Raw genomic sequence first — 20958 nt, forward strand, 5'->3', positions numbered from 1 at the left:
ACGGACCTGCTCCAACTCCACCGGTTTCACTCCAGCAGCAGATCACACCAGCACCCTGACCAGCCACAACGACACACCTAACAAAGCACTACTAGAACCCGGATCATGCGCCACGGCGTCGGCCCGTAATACTGTCGCGCCAGAACACCCTCGCTTTGCCGACGACGAAGCGACCGCTGGGGAAAACTCAGGGCTTGTCCGCCGCGGCGGCGATGAAGATGTCCGTTTCCAGGAAGATCCGCCACTGCGCTGGGGATTCGCTCTGCATCGCGCGATAGGCGGCGGCCTGGACCTGGCTGCCGGCCTTGGCCCTGGTCCAGATCTCGCGGACCAAAGGGCCTTCCTGGAGATACCTGGCGTAGCCGGCCTCGATACCGACGATGGCGGCGGCGCGGACCTTGATGCCGTCCACCTTGTCCTTGGCCGCGGCTTCGAAGATGCCGGTGTCGATGAAAGCTCGCCACTGCTCCGGCGTCCGGCTGCGGTAGGCCTGGTACCACACCTCGGAGTCTCGGGGCGCAAGGTCACGGGCCCAGATGTGCTGCACGAAGTACTCGTCCGTCAGTTGCGCGGCCAGTGCCGGGTCCATGCCGACGACGGCGGCCGCCTTCACCCGCGCGTCGCGAAGCTTCTTTTCCGCGGTTTCCTGCTCGGCCGCGTCCAAGTCACGCTGGTGCTCGACGAAGATGCCGTGAACGATGAATTCCTTCTGCTCCGCAGGCGTGCTGCTGAAAGCCTTGCCCGCGGCGGACTTCACGAACGTTCCCCGGGCGGCCCGTTCCCACAGCGCGAAGACGAAGTTCTTGTCGTCCTGGGCCAGCAGGATCGAGGTCAGCTCGAAGCCGAGCAGCGTGGCGGCGGGCTGCCGCTCAGTGCGCCTGGCCTGGTAGAGCGCTTCCCGGTCCAGGTCCCGCTGGTGCGCCTCGTAGATCCCGGTCTTGAGGAACAGTGAGCTCCACCCGCCGTTGTAGGCGTCGAGCGCCGCGAACTGAACTTCCCGCGCGGTCTCGCCTTGCAGCTTCGCCGCCCGGAAGATCTCGTAGACGAAGTCGCGTTCGCTGAGCCGCAGCAGTTCCGGCGTGACCGTGAGTCCGACGACGGCGGCGGCGCTGGTGCGTACCTCGTCCGGCGTCTGTGTCACGGCGGCCGAAGCCCCGGCCGGCGCGGCGGTCGCCACCGCCGGGGCGAGAACCCCGGTCGTCCCGGTCACCGCGGCGAGAAGAGAAACGGAGGCCACGAAGCCACGGACCTTGGAATTACCCATAGTTGCCATATTTTTTGGCTGTCAGGTTTGTTCTGCTCGCCGACATGGTCGAGCACGAGGGAACACCCCACCCAGAGTGACAACCCGGTGATCCCCCAGCCACAGGGGATATAGCCCCATGATCAACGAACGTTACCGATCGGCCCGGCATTGCTCCGAATGCGCGAACTAACGCTCGCCCCGGATCGTGCGCCGCAGCTTCGGCACCCGCTCGTGCAGAGTCCGTTCCGCACCGCGCTGCGTCGGTTCGTAGTAGTCCCGCCCGACCAGCTCGTCCGGCGGATACTGTTGCGCGAGAACGCCTTCCGGCGCGTTGGGCGGGTACCGGTACCCCTTCGCGTTGCCGAGCTTTTCCGCTCCCGCGTAATGCCCGTCGCGCAGATGTGGCGGCACCGTCCCGATCCGCCCGGACCGGACGTCGCTGAGCGCGGCGTCGATCGAGGTGACGATGGCGTTCGACTTCGGCGCCGTCGCCAGGTGCACGGTCGCCTGCGCCAGCGCGAGACGCCCTTCCGGCATGCCGATGAACTGCACCGCGTGCGCCGCCGCGACGGCCGATTGCAGCGCCGTCGGATCGGCCATGCCGATGTCCTCGCTCGCGTGCACGACCAGGCGCCGAGCCAGGAACCGCGGGTCCTCCCCCGCTTCGATCATCCGTGCCAGGTAGTGCAGCGCGGCGTCCACATCGGACCCGCGGATCGACTTGATGAACGCGCTGATGACGTCGTAGTGCTGATCGCCGTCCCGGTCGTACCGCACCGCCGCCTTGTCCACTGTGGACTCGACGATGGCGAGATCGATCGTCTTGGCCTCGGTCGCGCCCGCCGCGTCCGCAGCCGCTTCCAGCGCCGTGAGCGCGCGCCGTGCGTCGCCGGAGGCCAGCCGCACCAGATGGGCCTGCGCGTCCTCGGTCAGGGCGAGTTCGCCGCCGAGACCGCGTTCGTCGGCCAGCGCGCGCTCGATCAGCGCGACGATGTCGGCGTCGGTCAGCGGCCGCAACTGCAGCACCAGCGACCGAGAAAGCAGGGGCGAGACGACGGAGAACGACGGGTTCTCCGTGGTGGCCGCCACCAGCAGCACCGTCCGGTCCTCGACGGCGCCGAGCAGGGCGTCCTGCTGGGTCTTGGAGAACCGGTGGACCTCGTCGATGAACAGGACGGTGTTCTCGGCGTTGTAGTTCCGGCGGCGCCGGGCCTCTTCGATGACCCCGCGCACCTCCTTCACGCCTGCCGAGAGCGCCGACATCGCCACGAACCGGCGCCCGGTCGCGGCCGAGACGAGGTTCGCCAGCGTGGTCTTGCCCGTCCCCGGCGGGCCGTAGAGCAGCACGGAAGCGGGCGCCGCGCCTTCGACGAGCCGCCGCAGCGGCGCGCCCTCGCGCAGCAGGTGCTGCTGACCGACGACCTCGCCGAGCGACCGCGGCCGCATCCGTACCGCCAGCGGCGAGCCCGCGGGTACAGCGACCTCCCTCGGCTCGGCCGGCTCCGGAGGCGGCCCGAGGTCGGGGTTCACGGTGAAGAGTTCGTCCTGTGCCACGGTGTCGACGGTAGCCGTAGCCACCGACGGTTCCGGCCACAGGTCAGCGCAGCCGCTCCCGGAACGAGTGCCACATGATCACGGCCGCGTACGGCACGAACTCGCGCCCTCGCCGCCACACCCACGGCACCCCCTTGAGCACCAGCCAGCCGAGGTGCCCGGCGGTACTCGGCTCGACGCCTCCCGCGCAGGTCAGGCTGACCGGCCGCGGTACCGCGAACCCGGCCTCGGCGAGCCGTTCGGTGAACCCGGTCGCCAGCATCCGGTGTCCGAGTTCCGACGGGTGCAGCCGGTCGACGCTCCACGAGGTGAGGTCGTAGGCGCCGGGCAGCAGTTCGAGGTCGAGACACGGCACGCCCTCACGCTGGACGACGCCGTCGATGGCGGCGTTCAGTTCGGCCACCCGCTCGCTCAGCGCGCGCCGCAGCGACCGCGGGAGGCGGAACACCTTGCCGTGGTCGTGGTAGCGCACCGGCACCACGGTGGTGCCGACGGCGGCGAGCGAACGGATCACCTCGGTGAGGTCCGCGGCGATCTTCCCGGCGCTGAAGTCGGGGCGCAGCGTGTCGTTCATGCCCGCCACCACCAGCGCGACGTCCGGGCGGTGTGCCACGGCCGCGGGAAGCTGCTTCGTCAGCACGCACCCCACGCGCGCCCCCGCGAACGACGGGTTCAAGTAGCCGTCCGGCTCGACGCCCAGCGCCGCGGCGACGAGCGGGCCGACCCCGCGCCAGCCGCCCCGGTCCGGCAGCGGGTCGCCCAGGCCGACGGCGGTGGAATCGCCGAGCACGACCAGTCTGCGAGCGGACCGGGGTACGGCCGGGGCGGGAGGAAGGAGAGGTTCGGGACTCGGAGTGACTTCGACACTGATCACGGTCACGGTAGCCACCATCGGCCACGCAGACTCACCTGCGGTGATGCCTGGGTAACGCGACGAGGACGGTCGAGCGAAAAGTCCGTGCGGCGGTTACCGGAACGCCGGGTAGAACGCGAGGTCCGCGTGCGGCCCCAGCCTGGCCCCGAGCGCCGCGGCGACCCTGGTGGCGTGCTCGGAGATGTCCGTGAGGCGGGCACGCAGCGAGTGCTTGGCCAGTTCCCGCCACCAGGTGACCAGCGCGGCCTCCCGGCTGATCGGCGTCGCGTGCCTGTCCAGGTCCAGCTCCGGGAGGATCTCCCAGGTGATGATCCACAGCAGGAGCAGCTGACCGTCCATCAGGTGCTCGGCCAGCGCTTCCTCGTCCGCGAGCCCCGGCCAGACCGAGACGACCTCGGACCGCCAGGCGGCGATCATCGCCTCGCTCATCCCCGGCGGCAGCGCCATCGCTTCCGCGCTCGACGCGAACGGGAGCCGCAGGTACGCCGCGTCCATCAGGGTGCTGCGCACCCGGCCGCGTTCGAAATCGAGGAACCGCACCCCGCTGCTGGTCACGAGGTTGTTGTCCGGGCTGAGATCGACGGGGCTGAACGCGCGGTAGGACGGTGCCCCCGCCCGCTCGGCGACCTCCATGACCCGCCGTTGCACCGGCTCCGGAGTCTCGACGTCGAGCAGTTCCTCCAGCAGCCCCGGCAACTGCGCGCAGACCGCGGGCAGCGGCGCGTCCTCGTTCTTGACCGGGCCACCCAGACGGCGCAGCAGCGCGTTGAAGTCGGGCTCCCGGCTCGCCGTGCTCGCGTGCAGCCTGCCCAGCGACCGGGCCCAGGACAACAGCGCGCGTTCGGCGCCGCGCGCGTCACGGGCGTAGAGCTTGTCGTGCAGCGTCGGGACGCCGCCGAGGTCCTCGATCACGAGGACACGATCCCGGCCGTCGTGCGCCAGCAGCTCGGGACACATCCGGTCCTCCGGCGCGAGCGCGGTGAACAGCTGGTAGCTGACCGCCTCCTGCGCGAACGGATCGGGCCGTCCCGGCTCTGCTGGATCGGGGTAGTGCTTGATGACCAGGGTGCGCGGCAGCGCGAACGGCGACGACGCCACCCGCGCCCGCACGACCGTCGCCGGACCACTACCGGCGAGGTCTTCAGGGGCGACGAGGGTGATCGCGCTGCCGAAGCGGCGAGAAAGGACTGACTCACCGGCAGCGACCGCGGCCGCGACGGCGAGGGTTTCGGCTCCAGCTCCGACGGTTGAATCGTCGGCAGAGGAGGTATCGACTGTCATTACCACCGACCCTACTCGTGACTGAGCAACCATGACCACTGAGATCCGGGCAACCGCGCGCACTGGCGCGATCTGGGACTCATCCCCGTGAAAGCGGACGTTCCGTTATCCTCGATCGTTGCTTACGACGGCGAAATGTCAGCACAATGGCCGCAGCTGCAACGATTCCGACGAGATTGACCAGCAGCTGACCGGTCGAATACAGGCACCGGTCCCACTGACCGGCAACCCCGGCGACCACCGCGTATCCGGCGGCGGGCACCGTGGTCACCGAGATGAACACCCCCACGAGCGCGGCGGATTTGGCCGAGGTCATGGAAAGCATTCCCGCCGCGCCGGCGAGCAGTGCCACTATCAGTGACGCGATTCCCACCTGGTAAACGAAATCAACCTCGTGGTTGTCCGCGAGTTTGCTGACTTCGAGCACTCCGGTGGCGTTGCCCACCAGAACCACACCGAGAGTGACCACCATCGCGATCGGGAAGCCGCCGAGCAACGCGATCCCGCCCTGCCGGACGAGATCCCCGCGGCGCAGCACCAGGCCGACGGCCATCGCCGCCAGAGGACCGAATTCCGGCCCCACCACCATCGCGCCGACGATGGTGACCGCCGAGTTCGTGATCACGCCGACCGACGCCAGCAGGCACGCGATGGTCAAGAACGCTTGAAACGTCCAGGTGAGCCGGGACTCCTCCCCGGAGCGGCCGACGAGTTCCTGCCACACCACCGCGTCCGCGGCCTCACCCGGCGCGTCCTCCTCGGCCCTGTCCGCGGCGTCGGACACCGCTGTGTCGAGGGCTTCCAGCGTGATCCCGCCGGTGTGGTCGAGGTCGAGCCCGCACAGCGACTCGATGATCTCGTCGGTCGCCTCGCGGGCGATGTCCGCCTCGATCAGGTCACCCTCGGGCGCGACAGCCACCCCGTGATGCACGACGAGGTGCGCGGTCCCGGGGTGGGCCCGCAGGATCCGGATCGCTTCGTCGGTCCGGTCCGGCGGGCACACGGCCCTGAGGTGGAGCATCAGTTCTTGGCGGGCGGCGCGGGCTTGGCGTCGATGCCCGCCTCCTTGCGCTGTTCCGGCGTGATCGGCGCCGGGGCCGCGGTCAGCGGGTCGAACCCGCCGCCGGTCTTCGGGAACGCGATCACGTCACGCAGCGAGTCGGCCTTGGCCAGCAGCATGACGATCCGGTCCCAGCCGAACGCGATGCCGCCGTGCGGCGGCGGGCCGAAGGCGAAGGCGTCGAGCAGGAAGCCGAACTTCTCCTGCGCCTCCTCCTCGCCGAGGCCCATCAGCTCGAAGACCTGCTTCTGAAGTTCCTGCTGGTGGATACGGATCGAGCCGCCGCCGATCTCGTTGCCGTTGCAGACGATGTCGTAGGCGTAGGCCAGCGCGCCGCCGGGGTCGTCGGCGAGTTTGCCGATCCACTCCGGGGTCGGCGAGGTGAAGGCGTGGTGCAGGGCCTTCCACTTGCCACCGCCGACAGCGACGTCGTCGGACTCCTCGGCCGAGATGAACATCGGGAAGTCGACGACCCAGACGAACGACCAGGCGTTCTCGTCGATCAGGCCGAGACGGCTGCCGATTTCGAGCCGGGTGGCGCCGAGCAGCGAACGCGCGTCGGCGGGCTTGCCGGCGGCGAAGAAGACGCAGTCACCGGGCTTGGCGCCGACGGCTTCGGCGACCGTCTCGCGCTCCTTCTCCGACAGGTTCTTCGCGACCGGCCCGCCGAGCGTGCCGTCCTCGTTCACCAGGATGTAGGCGAGCCCGCGGTGCCCGCGCTGCTTGGCGAAGTCCTGCCAGGCGTCGAGGGTGCGGCGCGGCTGGTCGGCCCCGCCCGCCATGACGACGGCACCGACGTACGACGCCTGGAACACCCGGAACGGGGTGTCGGCGAAGAACGCCGTCATGTCGGTGAGCTCGAGGTCGAAGCGCAGGTCCGGCTTGTCCGAGCCGTACTTCTCCATCGCCTCGGCGTAGGTGATGCGCTGGAATGGCCGGGGGATCTCGGCGCCGATCAGCTTCCACAGCGAGGTCACGATGTCCTCGCCGAGGGCGATGACGTCGTCCTGCTCGACGAAGCTCATCTCGATGTCGAGCTGGGTGAACTCGGGCTGCCTGTCGGCGCGGAAGTCCTCGTCCCGGTAGCAGCGCGCGATCTGGTAGTACCGCTCGAGCCCGCCGACCATCAGCAGCTGCTTGAACAGCTGCGGCGACTGCGGGAGCGCGTACCAGGAGCCGGGCTTGAGCCGGGCCGGGACCACGAAGTCGCGGGCGCCCTCGGGGGTGGAGCGGGTCATGGTCGGGGTCTCGACCTCGACGAACTCCTGCGCGTGCAGCACCTCACGGGCGGCGCGGTTGACCTCGCTGCGCAGGCGCATCGCGGCCGCGGGGCCGCTGCGGCGCAGGTCGAGGTAGCGGTGCTTGAGGCGCACCTCTTCGCCGACGTCGACCCGGTCGTCGATCGGGAACGGCAGCACGGCGGCCTCGGACAGCACCTCGAGCTCGGTGACCAGCACCTCGATCTCGCCGGTGGGGATCTCGGTGTTGGCGTTGCCGTCCGGCCGCTTCGAGACCTCGCCGACGACGCGGACGCAGTACTCGGAGCGCAGCAGGTGGGCGCGCTCGGCCATCTCGCCCTCGCGGAAGACGATCTGGCTCACGCCGCTGGCATCACGCAGATCGATGAAGATGACGCCGCCGTGATCGCGCCGCCGGGCCACCCATCCGGTGAGGGTGACCGTCTGACCGGCGTGCTCGGCACGCAAGGTGCCGGCTTTGTGGGTGCGAAGCACTGCGGGTGCTCTCCTTCGGCATCACGATTCTGCGATTCGACGGCGCTGCGGTTTCGACTGCTCTGCGCCGACGTCAAAGGCTAACGAACCGCCCCGGATGCCTCGCGACCAGGTACGAACCGGGCGCCGCTCAGATCGACGGCCAGGCCTCCAGCGCCGCCGCCATCCGCCGCGTGTGGACGAGGTAATCGGGCACCGACAGGACCCTGCCGTCGATGTTCTCCAGCAGCCAGCCCGCGGCCGCCTCCTTCGAGGCGAAGAACTGCGTGCAGACCAGCGCCTCGACGTAGTCCTGGCCGAGGGTGAGATCGATGCCGGACAGCCGCGACGCGGCGACGACGGCGTGCGGCGGGTCGACGCTCAAAACCCTGTCGCGAGTGAAGTGGACACGGACGCGTGCACCGGTCGCCGGGCAGAACGAGTCGGCGTGCACGGGTTCACCGGTGGCGACGGCCAGCAGGAACAGGTCCATCTGGTACCGGTCGGAAGCCGCCTTGCCAACCGGGCCAGGCCGTGAGCCGCGGTCCATCACGACCAGGCCGTCCCGGATGGCGAACCCCATCAGGTCCATCAGCCGGTGGGCCTCGGCGGGGTCCATGCCGACGGTGGCGGCGAGCCTGCCGATGGCGATGGGGTGTCTGCCCGCTCTGGTCAGCTTGGTCGCGGTCCAGGCGATGCGGACAGCGGCGGTGCGATCCGTCCGGGTGGTCAACAGGCACCTCCTCGCCTTCGTCACTCCGAGATTAGGCATGAAAAGGATTTCCGCCAAGTGACTGAGCCGAACGGCCGAATCCGTTGTGCGGTAAGAAGATTCACATTGCGCGCCGCGAACCGGGAAGACGTTTTCCGTGTTGCACGAAAAGAGACGATCTTTTGGTCGGATGAGGCAAAAGTGACGCAACAGGTCAAGGTGGTCGTGAGCGGCTCACAGCAGCTTGAGCTGTTCCGCGGCAGGCATCACCACCTCCTCCTCCGACCGTTGCACGGGCATCGTCACCTGCGTTCGTTCCTCGTCATCGGCACGGGAACCGAAGCCGTGACGGCGCAACAACGGGCCGACGCGGGCTCCCAGCCGCTCCCGATAGGACTTCGGGAGATAGGCGCCGCGCGAGTACAGCTCGCGGTATTTCGGCACCAGTTCCGGATGTTCCCGGCCGAGCCAGCGTGCGAACCATTCCCGCGCGCCCGGCCGCAAATGCAACGGGATGACGGTGACCCGCGTGGCGCCGGCCTCGGCCAGACGCGAGAACAGGGCGTCGAGCGCCGCCACCGAGTCGGTCAGGTACGGCAGCACCGGGGCGACCAGCACCGAACAAGGGAGCCCGGCGTCCCGCGCCTTGCGGATCAGGTCGAGCCTGGCCCGCGGGCTCGGCGTCCCCGGTTCGAGGCGGTGTCGCAGGTCCTCGTCCAGCAGCGCGAGCGAGATCGCCAGCCCGGCGGGCACGTCCTTCGACACCGACTCCAGCAGCGGCAGATCCCTGGCCAGCACGGTCCCTTTGGTCAGGATGGACAGCGGCGTGCCCGAATCCGCGAGCGCGGTGATGATGCGCGGCATCAGCTCGTACCGGCCTTCGGCGCGCTGATACGGGTCGGTGTTCGTGCCCATCGCGACGCGCTCACGAGTCCAGCTCGGCCGCCGCAGCTGCGCGGCCAGCACCTCGGGCGCGTTGACCTTGACGATCACCTGCGTGTCGAAATCGCGTCCGGCGTCGAAATCCAGATACATGTGGGTGTTCCGGGCGAAGCAGTTGTGCGTGACCATGCCGTCGGCGATGAAGTCGCCGGTGCCGGTGGTGATGTCGAACAGCGGCAGCTCGATGCCGAGCGCTTCGATGGACGACACCTTCCGCCTGGTCCGGCCGATGGCGAGCCCGTCGAGCGACCGTTTCCAGGCGACGGCGGGATCCGCGAGATGGAAGAACCGCAGCTCCTCCGACGGCCCGCCGAGCAGCTGGACCGTCCACAACGGACGGAACTTGACGTTTTCGGTTTTGACGTAGCGGAAGCCGAAGTTGTCGAGAGCGGTACAGAAGGTCGAGACGATATCCTGCTCGTCGTGGGTGACGCGCAGCGCGCCGTGCCGGTAGCTGCCGGCGAGGTCGAACAACCCGGCCAGGAATCCGCGCTGCCAGTGGGAATCCGGCGAGGGCGGCACCTGGACGAAGCCGACCGACGCGCCGAAGTCCGGCAGGTACCTGAGCGCGCGGTCCGCGGCGTCCTTCTCGGCCGAGAACCCGCCGGAGCGCAACATCCCGCAAAGGAACCCGGCGCGGTAGCCGAGGGTGTCGTCCGGGGTGCGGGCCAGTTTTCCGACGCCGACGAGTTCGGTGCCCCCGACCAGATGCGGCCGCTGCGCCGCGCCGAAACGGGTGCCGGTGACGTGTTTCCACCCGCGGCCGGTCAGGAACCGGTGGTCGCCACTGGCCACGATGGACGTTCCGTCGTCGAGGGTCACGCGGTAGGCCGGTTTCAGCGTCGACCAGTGCGCCAGCACCTCCGTCGGCACCAGGCGCCTGCCCGCGCCGCGTCCGCGCGTCCCGTAGATCGTGTCGCCGGGTGCCAGGTCCGCCAGCGCCTTCGTCCGGCCGTCGGCCATCAGGACCGGCGTCGCGCCTTCGAGGCAGTACGTACACGCGTGCGAGCAGCCGCGGTACGGGTTCACGGTCCATCCGAACGGGACACCCGACCCCTCGGGCACCTTGTTCAGCACCGATTTGGCGTGCACCTCGTGAAAGGTGACGCCGTCGAACCCGGGGGTGCGCACCGAGCGCGGCAACCCGTCCATTCCGGGCAGCACCGGCTCGCCGCCGTCCGCCCGCTGTCGTTCCCATCGCACCCGGCCAGTCGAACACATGTTCTAGACAAGTGTCAAACAGGTGTTCGAACGCGGGTGATCTTCGAGGCTAAAGCTTCGCGATCTCGTCAGTGACGTAACCGGCAGGCTGGATGAGACCCGCGCAGCGGCTGTCCCCGCGCGGCGTCGCCGACCGGCGGCGCACCGTCACCGAGTAGAAGTCCTCGCCGCCGCGCACGGTGACCACCCTGGCGTCGGATTCGAGCATCGGCTCCTCCTGGACGGCGAGCACGTCGTCCAAACCGGACAGATCGAGCTGCCGCCGGATCGCGATCTCCGCGAACTGCGCCCACGCCGTCCGGGCGGACGTCCGGCCGCGAAGCTGCTCCGGCTCGACCTGGCCGCGCAGGGCGGCCTTGGCGACCAGCGCCGCCTCGGCCGGGTTGAGCTGACCGTGGAGGAAGCCGTCGGGGACGACGAGGAGGTTTCCCGCCCAGCGGTCGCCGCCGACGTGGCTGACCTCCCAGGAGCGGCCCGGATGGTTGGCGTTGAGCGCCGAAGCCAGCGGACGGCCGAGCACCGCGCAGCACATGTCCTTGGTCCCGTGTGTGCAGACCAGGAACAGCGGCCCGTCCACTCGCTCGCCGAGCCCGCCGACGCCGTTCGCGACCGCTTCGAGGTCCAGCTCGGCCAGTTCGCTCAGGTCGTGGATCTCCAGGCGTTCCAGCCAGCGGTTGCCCGGCTCGCCCCCGCCGACGTACACGGAGCGGGGGCTACCCGGGTCTCGCCGGTGCTTGCCGGGGCGGCGGATCAGCAGCGGACGGAGCCCGTGGGACCGTCTCAAGTTCTCGAGCAGTTCGCGGCGCTCGGCGGGGAAGGCCTCGTCGAGCAGGTTCTCCAGCGCGTCCGCGGGCCAGGGGCCCGGCTGCTCGATGAGCAGCCAGCAGCGCATGTCGGCCGCGGTGCCGGCGGGGCTCGCGCCCAGCATGCGGGCGACGGTCGCGCAGCCCGGCAACGCGGCGGGCGGCGCCGAACCATCGGACGCAGAGGTGTCCGAGAGCTGAGCGGTCATCGGCTGACCCCTCCGGACTTGACCTTAGGCATGCCTTAGCTTACCCCGTCCGGACTCCCTTCACACTTGTCCTCCCCTGTGAGATTCAGCCGATCGAGAGAAGCCCCTGCGTGGTGAGCTCACCGAGGAAGGCCCGCACGGTCCCCCGATCGAGTTCGGACAGCTCGGCGAGTCGCTTGACCGCCTGCGGCGTGCCGTCGAGCAGCGCCTTCAGCAGCGGGGCCGCCGCGCCCGCGAAAACGAACCGCTTGCCGTCCGCGAGCAGGGTCACCCGGCCGTCGGCTTCTTCGAGCACCGCCCTCGGGACGAGGAACCGGACCTCGGTCTCGTCGCCGTCCGGCAACAGGCCGGGGGTCGCCGCCCACGGCAGTCCGACCCGCGGATGCGCCGGGGCCGACGAGTCGCGCTCGGCGAGGAACCTGTCGACGACGTCGCTGGTCAGCGCGGCGTCCAGTTCCGCGCGCAGGGCGGCGGCACGGGCCGCGCGCTCCTCTTCCGTCCCGAACCTCGGGAGGTCCTGGCGGAACGCGGTGCTCGCCCGCAGCTTGTCGGCGAGCCAGGACACCAGGTCGATCCCGGTGGCCGGGCTGAACCCGAGGGTGAGGTGCAGCGACATCTCCCCCACCGCGGTGACGTCGTGCCAGTGCCCGCGCGGGACATAGAGGACGTCGCCGTCTTCGAGGACGAAGTCGTCGATCGGCTCACCGGGCCGCTCGGGCTGTTCGACGTCGCGGTGCAGCGGAGCGGGCCTGGTCGGGCCGTGCATCCGCCAGCGTTTGCGGCCGGCGACCTGGATGATGAACGCGTCGTGGTCGTCCCAGTGCACGTCGAAGCCGTGGGTCACGCCCCAGCCCGCGTACAGGTTGACCTGCACACTCTCGCGGAGGTCGTGTTCGAGACCCCTGGCGAGATCGCCGATCGGGTCGCTGAGTTCCTGGATGGCGTCGAGCACCATCGTCGCGCCGCCGCGCAGGTGCTCGGTGAACGGAGCGGCCTGCAGGCGGGGGACGGTGCCACTGCGGCGGGTGGGGACGAGATCGGTGTAGCTCTCCATGGGCACCGGGGTGCCGTCGAGAGCCAGGCGCAGCCGCGGGAACTCCAGGCGATGCTGCCGGAGGATCGCGTTCAACGCCGGCCACGGCAGCAAGTCGGCGAACCGGCCCGCCGGGCCTTCGAAACGGCGATAGGTCTCGCCCTGGACGTCTTGGAAGAACTGGCTGACCCCGAGCGGAGCCACGAGGTCAGCCAGTGTCGGCGTATCGGGCACTCAGCCGTCGTTACCGTCGTTGTCGGCGGCCGCGCCGTTGGCCTTCCCGCGATCCACCGCGGTCGGGATCTTTTCGACCTCCAGCAGCAAACCGCTGTCGGGAGCCTGCGTACCTGACTGTTCCTGTGCCATCCTGCCACCTTTTCTCAGACGAGCGGACGGACCGAAAATCGGCCTGGAGCGCCGCCAGCCTACGACACGTTTCGAGAAAATTCACTGTCCAGCAGGGAAAAACGGCCTGGTGAGCGATCTTCGACACCGTGGCGCGAGTTCACCCGGACAGCGGTTCTAAGCTGCCATCCATGGCTGAACCGGCATTCGTCCCGCGCCCGCGATGGGACGTGCTCGCGGCCGTCGGCGCGGGTGGCGCAGGGGGCAGTCTGGCGCGCTACGGACTGTCCGTCGCGCTCCCCCATTCCCGGGGCCAGTTCGCGCTTTCGACCTTCGCCACCAACGTTTCCGGCTGTCTGCTGATCGGTGTCCTGATGGCCGTGCTGGGCGCTACGGCCGACCCGCACCGGCTGCTGCGGCCGTTCCTCGGGGTCGGGATCCTGGGCGGTTACACCACGTTCTCGACCTACGCGACGGACACACTCGATCTCGTGACGAACGGGCGTCCGTTCACCGGGTTGGCGTACGCCTTCGGGACGATGGCGGCCACGCTGGTAGCGGTCTACGCCGGGCACGAGATCACCCGGGCGGTGACGAAATGACCGCCCTTTTCGTCGCGCTCGGTGGCGGCATCGGCGCGATCCTGCGCTTCGTGACCGATCTGCGGGTGCGGGCGTGGCGCGGCGCCGCCTTCCCGTGGGGCACGCTGACGGTCAACATCGTGGGCTCGGCGATCCTCGGGGTGCTCACCGGCTGGGCGCTGCACGGCGGCGAGCCGGACAGTGTTCGCTCACTGCTGGCCGTCGGGTTCTGCGGCGGGCTCACGACGTTCTCGACCTTCGGGTACGAAACGCTGCGCCTGTTCACCGAGAAGGCGCGAGCACGCGCCGTGCTGAACGTCGGCGTCACGATGGTCGCCGGGATCGGCGCCGCGACGGCCGGGCTCCTGCTCGCCGCCGCCGTCTGGCACTGAATCAGTCTTCGGGCGTCATCCGCCACACGGCCGCCGCGATCGCCTCACGCTGCTCGTCCGGAAGACCGGCCGCCATCTCTTCCAGCTTCTCGACGACGCCTTCGTGAGCGGCGTTCGCGAGCCGGAGCCCCTCTTCCGTCAGCGTGATCTTGAGGGCGCGCCGATCGCAGGAATCCGCGACCCGCTCGACGAGCGCGCGCCGCTGCACCCGGTCCACCAGGCCGGTGACACTGGACTTCTCCAGGTTCAGCATCTTGCCGAGCTCGGTCATCCCGACGCCCGCCTCCCCCTGCGCCAGCACGCAGAGCAGCTGCGCCTGCTGCGGCGTGAGGTCGTGGGACCGGCCTACGTCGATGAAAGCCCGCTGCACCAGATGCGAAAGCCGTACCAGCGCCGTCGCGAATCCGAGGTCTTCGGCCGTGGTCATGTCCGCAGCCTACTTGACGATGGTTCGGACTACGAACTACTGTAGTTCGTAGTACCAACATTATGTACTACGAACTAGGGGAACTCATGAGCACGACCGTGGCCGTCATCGGCGGGGGATACGGCGGCACGACCGTCGCCAAGGAACTGGACTCGTTCACCGACGTCGTCCTCGTCGAACCGCGCGAGGACTTCGTCCACCACGTCGCCGCGTTGCGTGGCCTCGTCGATCCCGAGTGGACCGATCGGCTGTTCTACCCGTACGCCCGGCTTCTCGAGCGGGGACGAGTGCTGCGCGACCGCGCCGTGAGCGTGGACCAGGACGGCGTCACGCTCGCGTCGGGCGAACGGCTTACGCCGGATTACGTCGTCCTGGCGACAGGCTCGGCGTACCCGTTCCCGGCGAAGATCGACTTCCAGGACAGCGCTTCGGCGAAGGCGAAGATCCGCGCCACCCGGGAAGGACTCGCGGGCGCGGAGAAGGTACTGCTACTCGGCGCGGGCCCTGTCGGCCTCGAACTGGCGGGCGAGATCAAGGCGATGTGGCCGGAGAAGGCCGTGACCATCGTCGACCCGGCGGAGGAGATCCTGCCTGGGTTCCCAGAGGAGTTCCGCGCGGAGATCCGCCGCCAGCTCGGCGAACTGGGCGTCGAACTCCTGCTCGGCACTTCGCTGTCCGAGCCGCCGGTCTCGGAACCGGGGCAGGCGAAGACGTTCACCCTGGGTCTCACCGGCGGCGGCGAGGTGACCGCCGACCTGTGGTTCCAGTGCTACGGCGGCGCGCCGCACACCGCGTACCTCGACGGCTCCCTCGCCTCCGCGCGGCAGCCGAACGGCCAGGTGGAGGTGACCGCCGACCTGCGGCTGCCGGGACAGCCGGGGGTGTTCGCGCTCGGCGACATCACCGCGCTGCCGGAGGGGAAACTGGCGAAGGTGGCCGGCGACCACGCGGAGGTCGTCGTCGCCAACATCCGGGCGCTGATCGAGGGCGGCGAGCTGCGGGCCCACACCCCGGGCGGGCCGATGATCTCGCTGCCGCTCGGGCCGTCCGGGGGCGCGACCTACGCCGAGGAGGTGGGGATCCTGGACGCGGCGACGACCGCGGAGATCAAGGGGTCGCACATGATGGTGTCGCGATACGAGGAGCTGTTCGGGGGCGAGCAGGGCTCGTGAGTGGCAAGTCGCGTTAGAACGACACTTGTCACTCACGACCACCCCGACCGACACCTCACCGCCGCGCCTCTCTCCTGGAGTACATGAAGGAGAGCGACTACCGCGGAGCAAGACCCCGCACATGCGCGAAGGGATCCTCCCCCGTCGGAAGCAGCGCGATGATCGGCGTCGTCAGCCCGTTGTCCACATAGGACCGCACCTGCTCGCGGCAGGAATCGAGGCTGCCGTGGACGATCAGGTCGTCGACGACCTCGTCCGGGATGACCTGGTTCGCCTTCTGCCGGTCGCCCGCGGCCCACGCCTCGTGCATCGGCGCGAGCGCCTCGCCGCGGCCGAGCCAGTCGTGGAAGGCCGCGTACACCGGCACGGTCAGGTAGCTCGAGATGAGCATCCGGCCGAGCCCGCGCGCGGCGGCCTTGTCCTCGGTGGGGCAGACGAAGATCCGCGCGGCCAGTTCGGCGTCCGGCCCGATCTCCGCGCGCACCTTCGGCACGTCGGTGGCGGCGAGCCAGTTGGTGATGGCGCCGTCGGCCTCCTTCGCGGCCAGCCGCAGCATCCCCGGCCGCAGCGCGGCGAGCATGATCGACGGCGGCGGGTCGGCGGGCCGTTCCAGCCGGAACTTGCTGACGGAGAAGGACTCGTAGGTCTCGGTGACCTTCTCCCCCGCCAGCGCCGACCGCAGGAACCGCAGGGTGTCCCGGGAGCGCGCGAACGGGGCTTCGAACTCGGCGGCGTTCCAGTTCTTCACGATCACCGGCGACGACGCGCCGATACCGAGCACGAACCGGCCGGGCGCCAGTTCCGCGACCGTGGCCGCGCTCATCGCCAGCAGACCGGGGCCGCGCGTGTACACCGGCACGATCGCGGTGCCCAGCCTCAGCTGCGGCGCCCACTGCGAGGCCAGCACCAGCGGGGTGAAGGCGTCGTTGCCCGCCGTCTCGGCCGACCACGCGTCGGTGTAGCCGAGATCCGGCAGCTCCTGCACCATTTCCTTGTGCGCCGCGAGCGGCACCCCGGTCAGCGGAATGGTGATGCCCCACCGTTTCATGCGTTCTCCTCGCTCTTGGCCGCGTCACCGGAAAGCTCGCGCACGATCCAGTCCACCTGCGTGCGCATCAGGTTCTCCGCGACCTCTTCGGCTTGCGGCGTCATATGCGTCGCGCCGGCCAGCGGCAGGAACACGTGCGGACGTCCCTTGGCCAGCAGTGCCGACGAAAGGCGCAACGAGTGGGCGACGAAAACGTTGTCGTCGGCCAGTCCGTGGACGATCAGCAGCGCCCGCGAGAGGTCGCCGGCGTCGGCGATCAGCGAGTTGTGCTCGTAGGCGGCCGTGTCCTTCTGCGGAAGCCCGAGGTAGCGCTCGGTGTAGTGCGTGTCGTACAAGGACCAGTCGGTCACCGGGGCGCCCGCGACACCGGCGTGGAAGACGTCGGGGCGGCGCAGCACGGCCAGCGCGGACAGGTAGCCGCCGTAGGACCAGCCGCGGATCGCGACCCGGTCCAGGTCCAGTTCCGGACGCAGCGCGGCCGCCGCGTGCAGGGCGTCGACCTGGTCGGCGAGGGTGACGTCGGCGAGCTTGCCCGCGATCTCCTTCTCCCACGCCGAACCCCGGCCCGGCGTCCCGCGACCGTCGGCGACCAGCACCGCGAAGCCCTGGTCCGCCAGCCACTGCGGGGTCAGGAAGGCGTTGCGGGTCTGCAGGACACGCTGGGCGTGCGGGCCGCCGTACGGGTCGAGCAGCACCGGGAGCTTGCCTTCGCTCTCCTCGTAACCGGTCGGCAGCACCAGCGCGGCGCGCAGGCCCCGCTCCCCCAGCGTCAGCCAGGTCAGGTTCGGCACGACGTCGGGGTCCACGGTGCGGGAACCGATGCGGGCCACCGGCTTCTCGCCGGAGACGACGGTCACCACCGGGCCGCTGCGGTCCAGGCTCCACGACGAAAGCACGGTCAGTGAAGCGTTCCCGGAGCCGACGTGCACACCGTCCTCAGTGGACAGACGACGGAGCTCGCCGCCTTCGGTGCGGAAGACGTGGATCTGCGTCGGGTCGGCTTCCGAAGCACTGAACAGCACCTCGTCGCCGACGTGCAGGATCGACCGCACCTGCAGTCCGGGCGGGGTGACCGCGACCCCGTCGACGACCAGCCTGTGGTCGCCGTCGGCGGCGCTCTCGCGCACCAGACGGCCGTCGGAGGTCCACGCCGGGACGCCCGCGGCGAGTTCGACCCAGCGCTCGTCGGTCTCGGTGTGCAGCACCTCGACCGAACCGGTCGCCGGATCGACCGCCTGGATCTCCAGTGTGCGCTGGTCACGCGACTGCACGGACAGCAGCGGCTTGCCCGCCGCCGACCAGTGCACCGCGGCCAGGTACTCCCAGTCGGTCTTCGCGACGTCGACGCGCGAGCCGTCGAGGCCGAGGATCGCCAGCGTCACGTCCGCGTTCGTCGTCCCCGCCGCCGGATACGCGACGACGTTGGCCGCCGACTGCGGATTGGCCGGATCGGCGATCGTCCAGCGCGGCACGTTCGCCCTGTCAGAGCGCTCGGCCAGCAGGCTCTGCCCGTCCGGGGCCCACCAGTAACCCCGCGTGCGGCCCATCTCCTCGGCCGCGATGAACTCCGCGAGCCCCCAGGCGATGTCTTCGCCGTCTTCCTCGACGAGCACGCTGTCCGCGCCGGTGGCCCGGTCGATCACCCGCAGCCGCCGGTCGCGGACGTAGGCGACCCGGGACCCGTCCGGGCTGGGCCGCGGGTCGACGACCGACCCCTCGACCAGCACGGACACCTCGCCGGTGACCAGGTCGAGGGTGTGGAGCTTGCCCGAGAGCGAGAACGCGGCGACGGTGAAGGCGTCGTCGACCGCGTAGCCGACCACGCCACCGCCGGTCTCCCGGCTGCGCTCGCGGCGGGCACGCTCCTCGGGCGGCAGGTCCTCTTCACCGGGCAGCAGTTCGGCCGCGTCGACCAGCTTCGTCTCCTCGCCCGACGCGACGTCGAGCGACCACAGGCTGTGCCGCGGATCCGTACCGGACTCGGACCGCAGGAACAGCACCCGGGCACCGTCCGGGGCGACCTTGAACTCTTTCGGCGCGCCGAGGGTGAAGCGCTGGGTACGGGCCTGACGACGGAGGAACGGGAGGTCTTCGAAGCTGGTGTCGGTCACGTCCGAACTCTCTCAGACGATCAACCCGGGACGCCAACGCCTTCCAGCTTCTTCAGCTCCGCCTCGGGATCGAAGTCGGCCTGGGGGAACTTCGGGTCCATCTCCTCGATCGTCTCGATCAGGATCCGCGCGACCAGCCAGTTGCGGTACCACTTGTGGTCGGCCGGGACGGAGTACCAGGGCGCGTCCGCCGTGGAGGTCTTGGCGAAGATGTCGGCGTAGGCCTTCTGGTAGTCGCCCCACTGGGCGCGCGCGTCGAGGTCGGCCGGGTTGTACTTCCACCACTTCGCCGGGGTCTCCAGCCTGGTCTTGAGCCGCTTCAGCTGCTCCTCGGGCGAGATGTCGAGGAAGACCTTCACGACCGTCGTGCCGGCGTCGGCCAGTTCCTTCTCGAACTCGTTGATCTCGGCGTAGCGCTTGCGCCACTCGGCGGCGGGCACCAGCTTCTGCACCCGCGGGACCAGGATGTCCTCGTAGTGGGAGCGGTCGAAGACGCCGACCTGCCCCGGCACAGGGAGCTGTTTCCGGATCCGCCACAGATAGTGGTGGCGCGCCTCGGCGGCGGTCGGCTTCTTGAACCCCGCGTACCGCACGCCCATCGGGTTGACCAGGCCGAGGACGTGCCCCACCGTGCCGCCCTTGCCGGAGGTGTCCATCCCCTGCAGGACCAGCAGGAGGCTGCGGTTCCCCCCGCCGACGCCCTCCGCGTAGAGGGCCTCCTGCAGCTTCGCGAGCTTGGCCCCGGCATCGGCGAGATCTTCCAGCGCCTTGGGCTTCTTCCGCGGCCCGATCGGGAACTCGCCCGGACCGGGCCGCTCGGTCCCCTTGCCGATCCTCAGCGCGTCCCGGACGGAGACGGTGTCCTTTTTCGCCATCCGGCGACGATAACCGCGGTCCGCCTCCCGCGCCTGACGGTGATCAAGTACTCGTCTGCACGATATCGCCACCCAATGGAGTCGATACGCAACGAACAACGGGTCAAAGCAACGTTTCCCGGATGAAGTCCACCACTGGGGCATCTAACCTGAACGCATGACGACCGCCGACTTCATCGCGCTCGACGAGCAGTGGAGCACGCACAACTACCACCCGCTGCCCGTGGTGATCGCCACCGCCGAGGCCGCTTCGGTCACCGACGTGGAGGGCAAGACCTACCTCGACTTCCTCTCCGGCTACTCGGCGCTGAACTTCGGGCACCGCCACCCCGGGCTCATCGCCGCCGCGGTCGAGCAGTTCGGCCGGGTGACGCTGACCTCGCGCGCCTTCCACCACGACCAGCTCGGGCTGTTCTGCCGGGAGCTCGCCGAGCTGACCGGTACCGAGATGACCCTGCCGATGAACTCGGGCGCGGAAGCCGTCGAGTCCGCGGTGAAGATCGCCCGGAAGTGGGCGTACCAGGTCAAGGGCGTTCCCGACGGGACAGCCGAGATCATCGTCGCCGGCTCGAACTTCCACGGCCGCACGACGACCATCGTGTCCTTCTCCACCGACGAGACCGCGCGCGCCGACTTCGGGCCGTTCACCCCGGGCTTCGTCACGGTCAAGTACGGCGACGCCGAAGCGCTGCGCGACGCCATCACCGAGCACACCGCCGCGATCCTGCTGGAGCCGGTGCAGGGCGAGGCGGGCGTGATCGTGCCGCCGTCCGGCTACTTCGCCGAGGCGCGGCGGCTGTGCGACGAGCACAACGTCCTGCTGATCGCCGACGAGATCCAGTCCGGTCTCGCCCGCACCGGCACCGTCCTCGCGCTCGACCACGAAGGCGTCCGCGCCGACGTCTACACCCTGGGCAAGGCGCTCGGCGGCGGGATCATGCCGGTCTCGGCCGTCGTCGGCAGCCAGGATGTGCTCGGCGTGCTGCGACCGGGTGAACACGGCTCCACCTTCGGCGGGAACCCGGTCGCCTGCGCGATCGGCCGGGCCGTGGTCGGGCTGCTCAAGACCGGCGAGTTCCAGGAGCGCTCGCGGGACCTGGGCGCCCACCTGCACTCGCGGCTCGGCGAACTGGTCGGGAACGGGCTGGCCGAGGTCCGCGGCCGCGGGCTCTGGGCGGGGATCGACATCGCCCCCGGCGGGCCGACCGGCCGGGAGGCGTCCACCGCGCTGGCCGAACGCGGCGTCCTGTGCAAGGAGACGCACGACCACACGCTGCGGATCGCGCCGCCGCTGGTGATCACCCGCGAGGAACTCGACCGGGGTATCGACGCGATCACGGAGGTCGTCCGGACCCGGTGA

Annotated in this window: 19 protein-coding genes; 4 read left to right on the forward strand and 15 right to left on the reverse strand. The window is 69.8% G+C overall.

The genetic code is table 11. From position 1 onward, the window contains the following. Positions 1-187: 187 nt before the first annotated feature. From ACZ6YV_RS30090 to ACZ6YV_RS30140, 11 genes are all read right to left on the reverse strand, one after another. Positions 188-1264 (reverse strand): hypothetical protein, encoded by a 1077-nt coding sequence (locus ACZ6YV_RS30090; protein ID WP_465512809.1) that lies wholly within the window; start codon positions 1262-1264, stop codon positions 188-190. A 168-nt stretch (positions 1265-1432) separates the two neighbouring features. Continuing rightward, positions 1433-2800, reverse strand: a complete 1368-nt coding sequence (locus ACZ6YV_RS30095; protein WP_465512810.1) for a replication-associated recombination protein A — start codon at positions 2798-2800, stop codon at positions 1433-1435. A 43-nt stretch (positions 2801-2843) separates the two neighbouring features. Then, positions 2844-3692 (reverse strand): SGNH/GDSL hydrolase family protein, encoded by an 849-nt coding sequence (locus ACZ6YV_RS30100; RefSeq protein ID WP_465512811.1) that lies wholly within the window; start codon positions 3690-3692, stop codon positions 2844-2846. A gap of 75 nt (positions 3693-3767) precedes the next feature. Further along, the gene (locus tag ACZ6YV_RS30105; RefSeq protein WP_465512812.1) at positions 3768-4955 is read right to left on the reverse strand and encodes a phosphotransferase; all 1188 of its coding nucleotides are present in this window, start codon (positions 4953-4955) and stop codon (positions 3768-3770) included. A 79-nt stretch (positions 4956-5034) separates the two neighbouring features. Then, positions 5035-5976: a DUF389 domain-containing protein gene (locus ACZ6YV_RS30110; RefSeq protein WP_465512813.1), complete on the reverse strand. Its 942-nt coding sequence runs from the start codon at positions 5974-5976 to the stop codon at positions 5035-5037. Further along, complete coding sequence (gene aspS / locus ACZ6YV_RS30115; RefSeq protein ID WP_465512814.1) at positions 5976-7748, reverse strand: aspartate--tRNA ligase; 1773 nt, start codon at positions 7746-7748, stop codon at positions 5976-5978. The genes ACZ6YV_RS30110 and aspS overlap by 1 nt, the downstream gene beginning before the upstream one ends. Positions 7749-7878: 130 nt before the next feature. Continuing rightward, the gene (gene merB, locus ACZ6YV_RS30120) at positions 7879-8460 is read right to left on the reverse strand and encodes an organomercurial lyase (protein WP_465512815.1); all 582 of its coding nucleotides are present in this window, start codon (positions 8458-8460) and stop codon (positions 7879-7881) included. Between the two features lie 213 nt (positions 8461-8673). Further along, on the reverse strand, positions 8674-10584 hold the full coding sequence (locus ACZ6YV_RS30125; RefSeq protein ID WP_465512816.1) for an intein-containing Rv2578c family radical SAM protein: 1911 nt from the start codon (positions 10582-10584) through the stop codon (positions 8674-8676). Positions 10585-10651: 67 nt separating this feature from the next. After that, complete coding sequence (locus tag ACZ6YV_RS30130) at positions 10652-11614, reverse strand: sucrase ferredoxin (RefSeq protein WP_465512817.1); 963 nt, start codon at positions 11612-11614, stop codon at positions 10652-10654. Between the two features lie 85 nt (positions 11615-11699). Further along, positions 11700-12881 (reverse strand): cupin domain-containing protein, encoded by a 1182-nt coding sequence (locus ACZ6YV_RS30135; RefSeq protein WP_465512818.1) that lies wholly within the window; start codon positions 12879-12881, stop codon positions 11700-11702. Next, on the reverse strand, positions 12882-13013 hold the full coding sequence (locus ACZ6YV_RS30140; protein ID WP_005157133.1) for a hypothetical protein: 132 nt from the start codon (positions 13011-13013) through the stop codon (positions 12882-12884). 170 nt (positions 13014-13183) lie between these two features. On the opposite strand from ACZ6YV_RS30140, the gene crcB (ACZ6YV_RS30145) reads away from it, so the two are divergent. Both crcB (ACZ6YV_RS30145) and crcB (ACZ6YV_RS30150) read left to right on the forward strand, forming a co-directional pair. Then, entirely contained in the window at positions 13184-13594 is a 411-nt protein-coding gene (gene crcB / locus ACZ6YV_RS30145; protein ID WP_465512819.1) for a fluoride efflux transporter CrcB, read from the forward strand. Continuing rightward, positions 13591-13965 (forward strand): fluoride efflux transporter CrcB, encoded by a 375-nt coding sequence (gene crcB, locus ACZ6YV_RS30150; protein WP_465512820.1) that lies wholly within the window; start codon positions 13591-13593, stop codon positions 13963-13965. The genes crcB (ACZ6YV_RS30145) and crcB (ACZ6YV_RS30150) overlap by 4 nt, the downstream gene beginning before the upstream one ends. A 1-nt stretch (position 13966) precedes the next feature. Here the strand turns inward: crcB (ACZ6YV_RS30150) and ACZ6YV_RS30155 are convergent, their stop codons facing one another. Beyond that, entirely contained in the window at positions 13967-14392 is a 426-nt protein-coding gene (locus tag ACZ6YV_RS30155) for a MarR family winged helix-turn-helix transcriptional regulator (protein ID WP_465512821.1), read from the reverse strand. A gap of 86 nt (positions 14393-14478) precedes the next feature. Here ACZ6YV_RS30155 and ACZ6YV_RS30160 point away from each other — a divergent pair, with 86 nt between their 5' ends. Then, positions 14479-15564, forward strand: coding sequence for an NAD(P)/FAD-dependent oxidoreductase (locus ACZ6YV_RS30160; protein ID WP_465512822.1), 1086 nt, complete (start codon positions 14479-14481; stop codon positions 15562-15564). A 97-nt stretch (positions 15565-15661) separates the two neighbouring features. Here the strand turns inward: ACZ6YV_RS30160 and ACZ6YV_RS30165 are convergent, their stop codons facing one another. Genes ACZ6YV_RS30165 through ACZ6YV_RS30175 form a run of 3 tightly spaced genes read right to left on the reverse strand, consistent with a single transcriptional unit; the run spans position 15662 to position 19598 of the window. Then, the gene (locus ACZ6YV_RS30165; protein ID WP_465512823.1) at positions 15662-16612 is read right to left on the reverse strand and encodes an LLM class F420-dependent oxidoreductase; all 951 of its coding nucleotides are present in this window, start codon (positions 16610-16612) and stop codon (positions 15662-15664) included. Beyond that, positions 16609-18723: a S9 family peptidase gene (locus ACZ6YV_RS30170; protein ID WP_465512824.1), complete on the reverse strand. Its 2115-nt coding sequence runs from the start codon at positions 18721-18723 to the stop codon at positions 16609-16611. The genes ACZ6YV_RS30165 and ACZ6YV_RS30170 overlap by 4 nt, the downstream gene beginning before the upstream one ends. 20 nt (positions 18724-18743) lie before the next feature. Continuing rightward, entirely contained in the window at positions 18744-19598 is an 855-nt protein-coding gene (locus tag ACZ6YV_RS30175; protein WP_465512825.1) for a PPK2 family polyphosphate kinase, read from the reverse strand. 157 nt (positions 19599-19755) lie between these two features. On the opposite strand from ACZ6YV_RS30175, the gene rocD reads away from it, so the two are divergent. Continuing rightward, a complete protein-coding gene (gene rocD, locus ACZ6YV_RS30180; protein ID WP_465512826.1) occupies positions 19756-20958 on the forward strand; it encodes an ornithine--oxo-acid transaminase in 1203 nt (400 codons plus the stop codon).

The sequence above is a fragment of the Amycolatopsis sp. NPDC102522 genome (assembly GCF_055584485.1).

Excerpts from the sequence above, each read along its gene's own strand:
- crcB (WP_465512819.1), top strand. The coding sequence starts at position 13,184 with ATGGCTGAACCGGCATTCGTCCCGCGCCCGCGATGGGACGTGCTCGCG.
- ACZ6YV_RS30165 (WP_465512823.1), bottom strand. The coding sequence starts at position 16,612 with ATGAAACGGTGGGGCATCACCATTCCGCTGACCGGGGTGCCGCTCGCG.
- crcB (WP_465512820.1), top strand. The coding sequence starts at position 13,591 with ATGACCGCCCTTTTCGTCGCGCTCGGTGGCGGCATCGGCGCGATCCTG.
- ACZ6YV_RS30100 (WP_465512811.1), bottom strand. The coding sequence starts at position 3,692 with ATGGTGGCTACCGTGACCGTGATCAGTGTCGAAGTCACTCCGAGTCCC.
- ACZ6YV_RS30105 (WP_465512812.1), bottom strand. The coding sequence starts at position 4,955 with ATGACAGTCGATACCTCCTCTGCCGACGATTCAACCGTCGGAGCTGGA.
- ACZ6YV_RS30090 (WP_465512809.1), bottom strand. The coding sequence starts at position 1,264 with ATGGGTAATTCCAAGGTCCGTGGCTTCGTGGCCTCCGTTTCTCTTCTC.
- ACZ6YV_RS30155 (WP_465512821.1), bottom strand. The coding sequence starts at position 14,392 with ATGACCACGGCCGAAGACCTCGGATTCGCGACGGCGCTGGTACGGCTT.
- ACZ6YV_RS30160 (WP_465512822.1), top strand. The coding sequence starts at position 14,479 with ATGAGCACGACCGTGGCCGTCATCGGCGGGGGATACGGCGGCACGACC.
- ACZ6YV_RS30110 (WP_465512813.1), bottom strand. The coding sequence starts at position 5,976 with ATGCTCCACCTCAGGGCCGTGTGCCCGCCGGACCGGACCGACGAAGCG.
- ACZ6YV_RS30140 (WP_005157133.1), bottom strand. The coding sequence starts at position 13,013 with ATGGCACAGGAACAGTCAGGTACGCAGGCTCCCGACAGCGGTTTGCTG.
- ACZ6YV_RS30175 (WP_465512825.1), bottom strand. The coding sequence starts at position 19,598 with ATGGCGAAAAAGGACACCGTCTCCGTCCGGGACGCGCTGAGGATCGGC.
- rocD (WP_465512826.1), top strand. The coding sequence starts at position 19,756 with ATGACGACCGCCGACTTCATCGCGCTCGACGAGCAGTGGAGCACGCAC.
- ACZ6YV_RS30130 (WP_465512817.1), bottom strand. The coding sequence starts at position 11,614 with ATGACCGCTCAGCTCTCGGACACCTCTGCGTCCGATGGTTCGGCGCCG.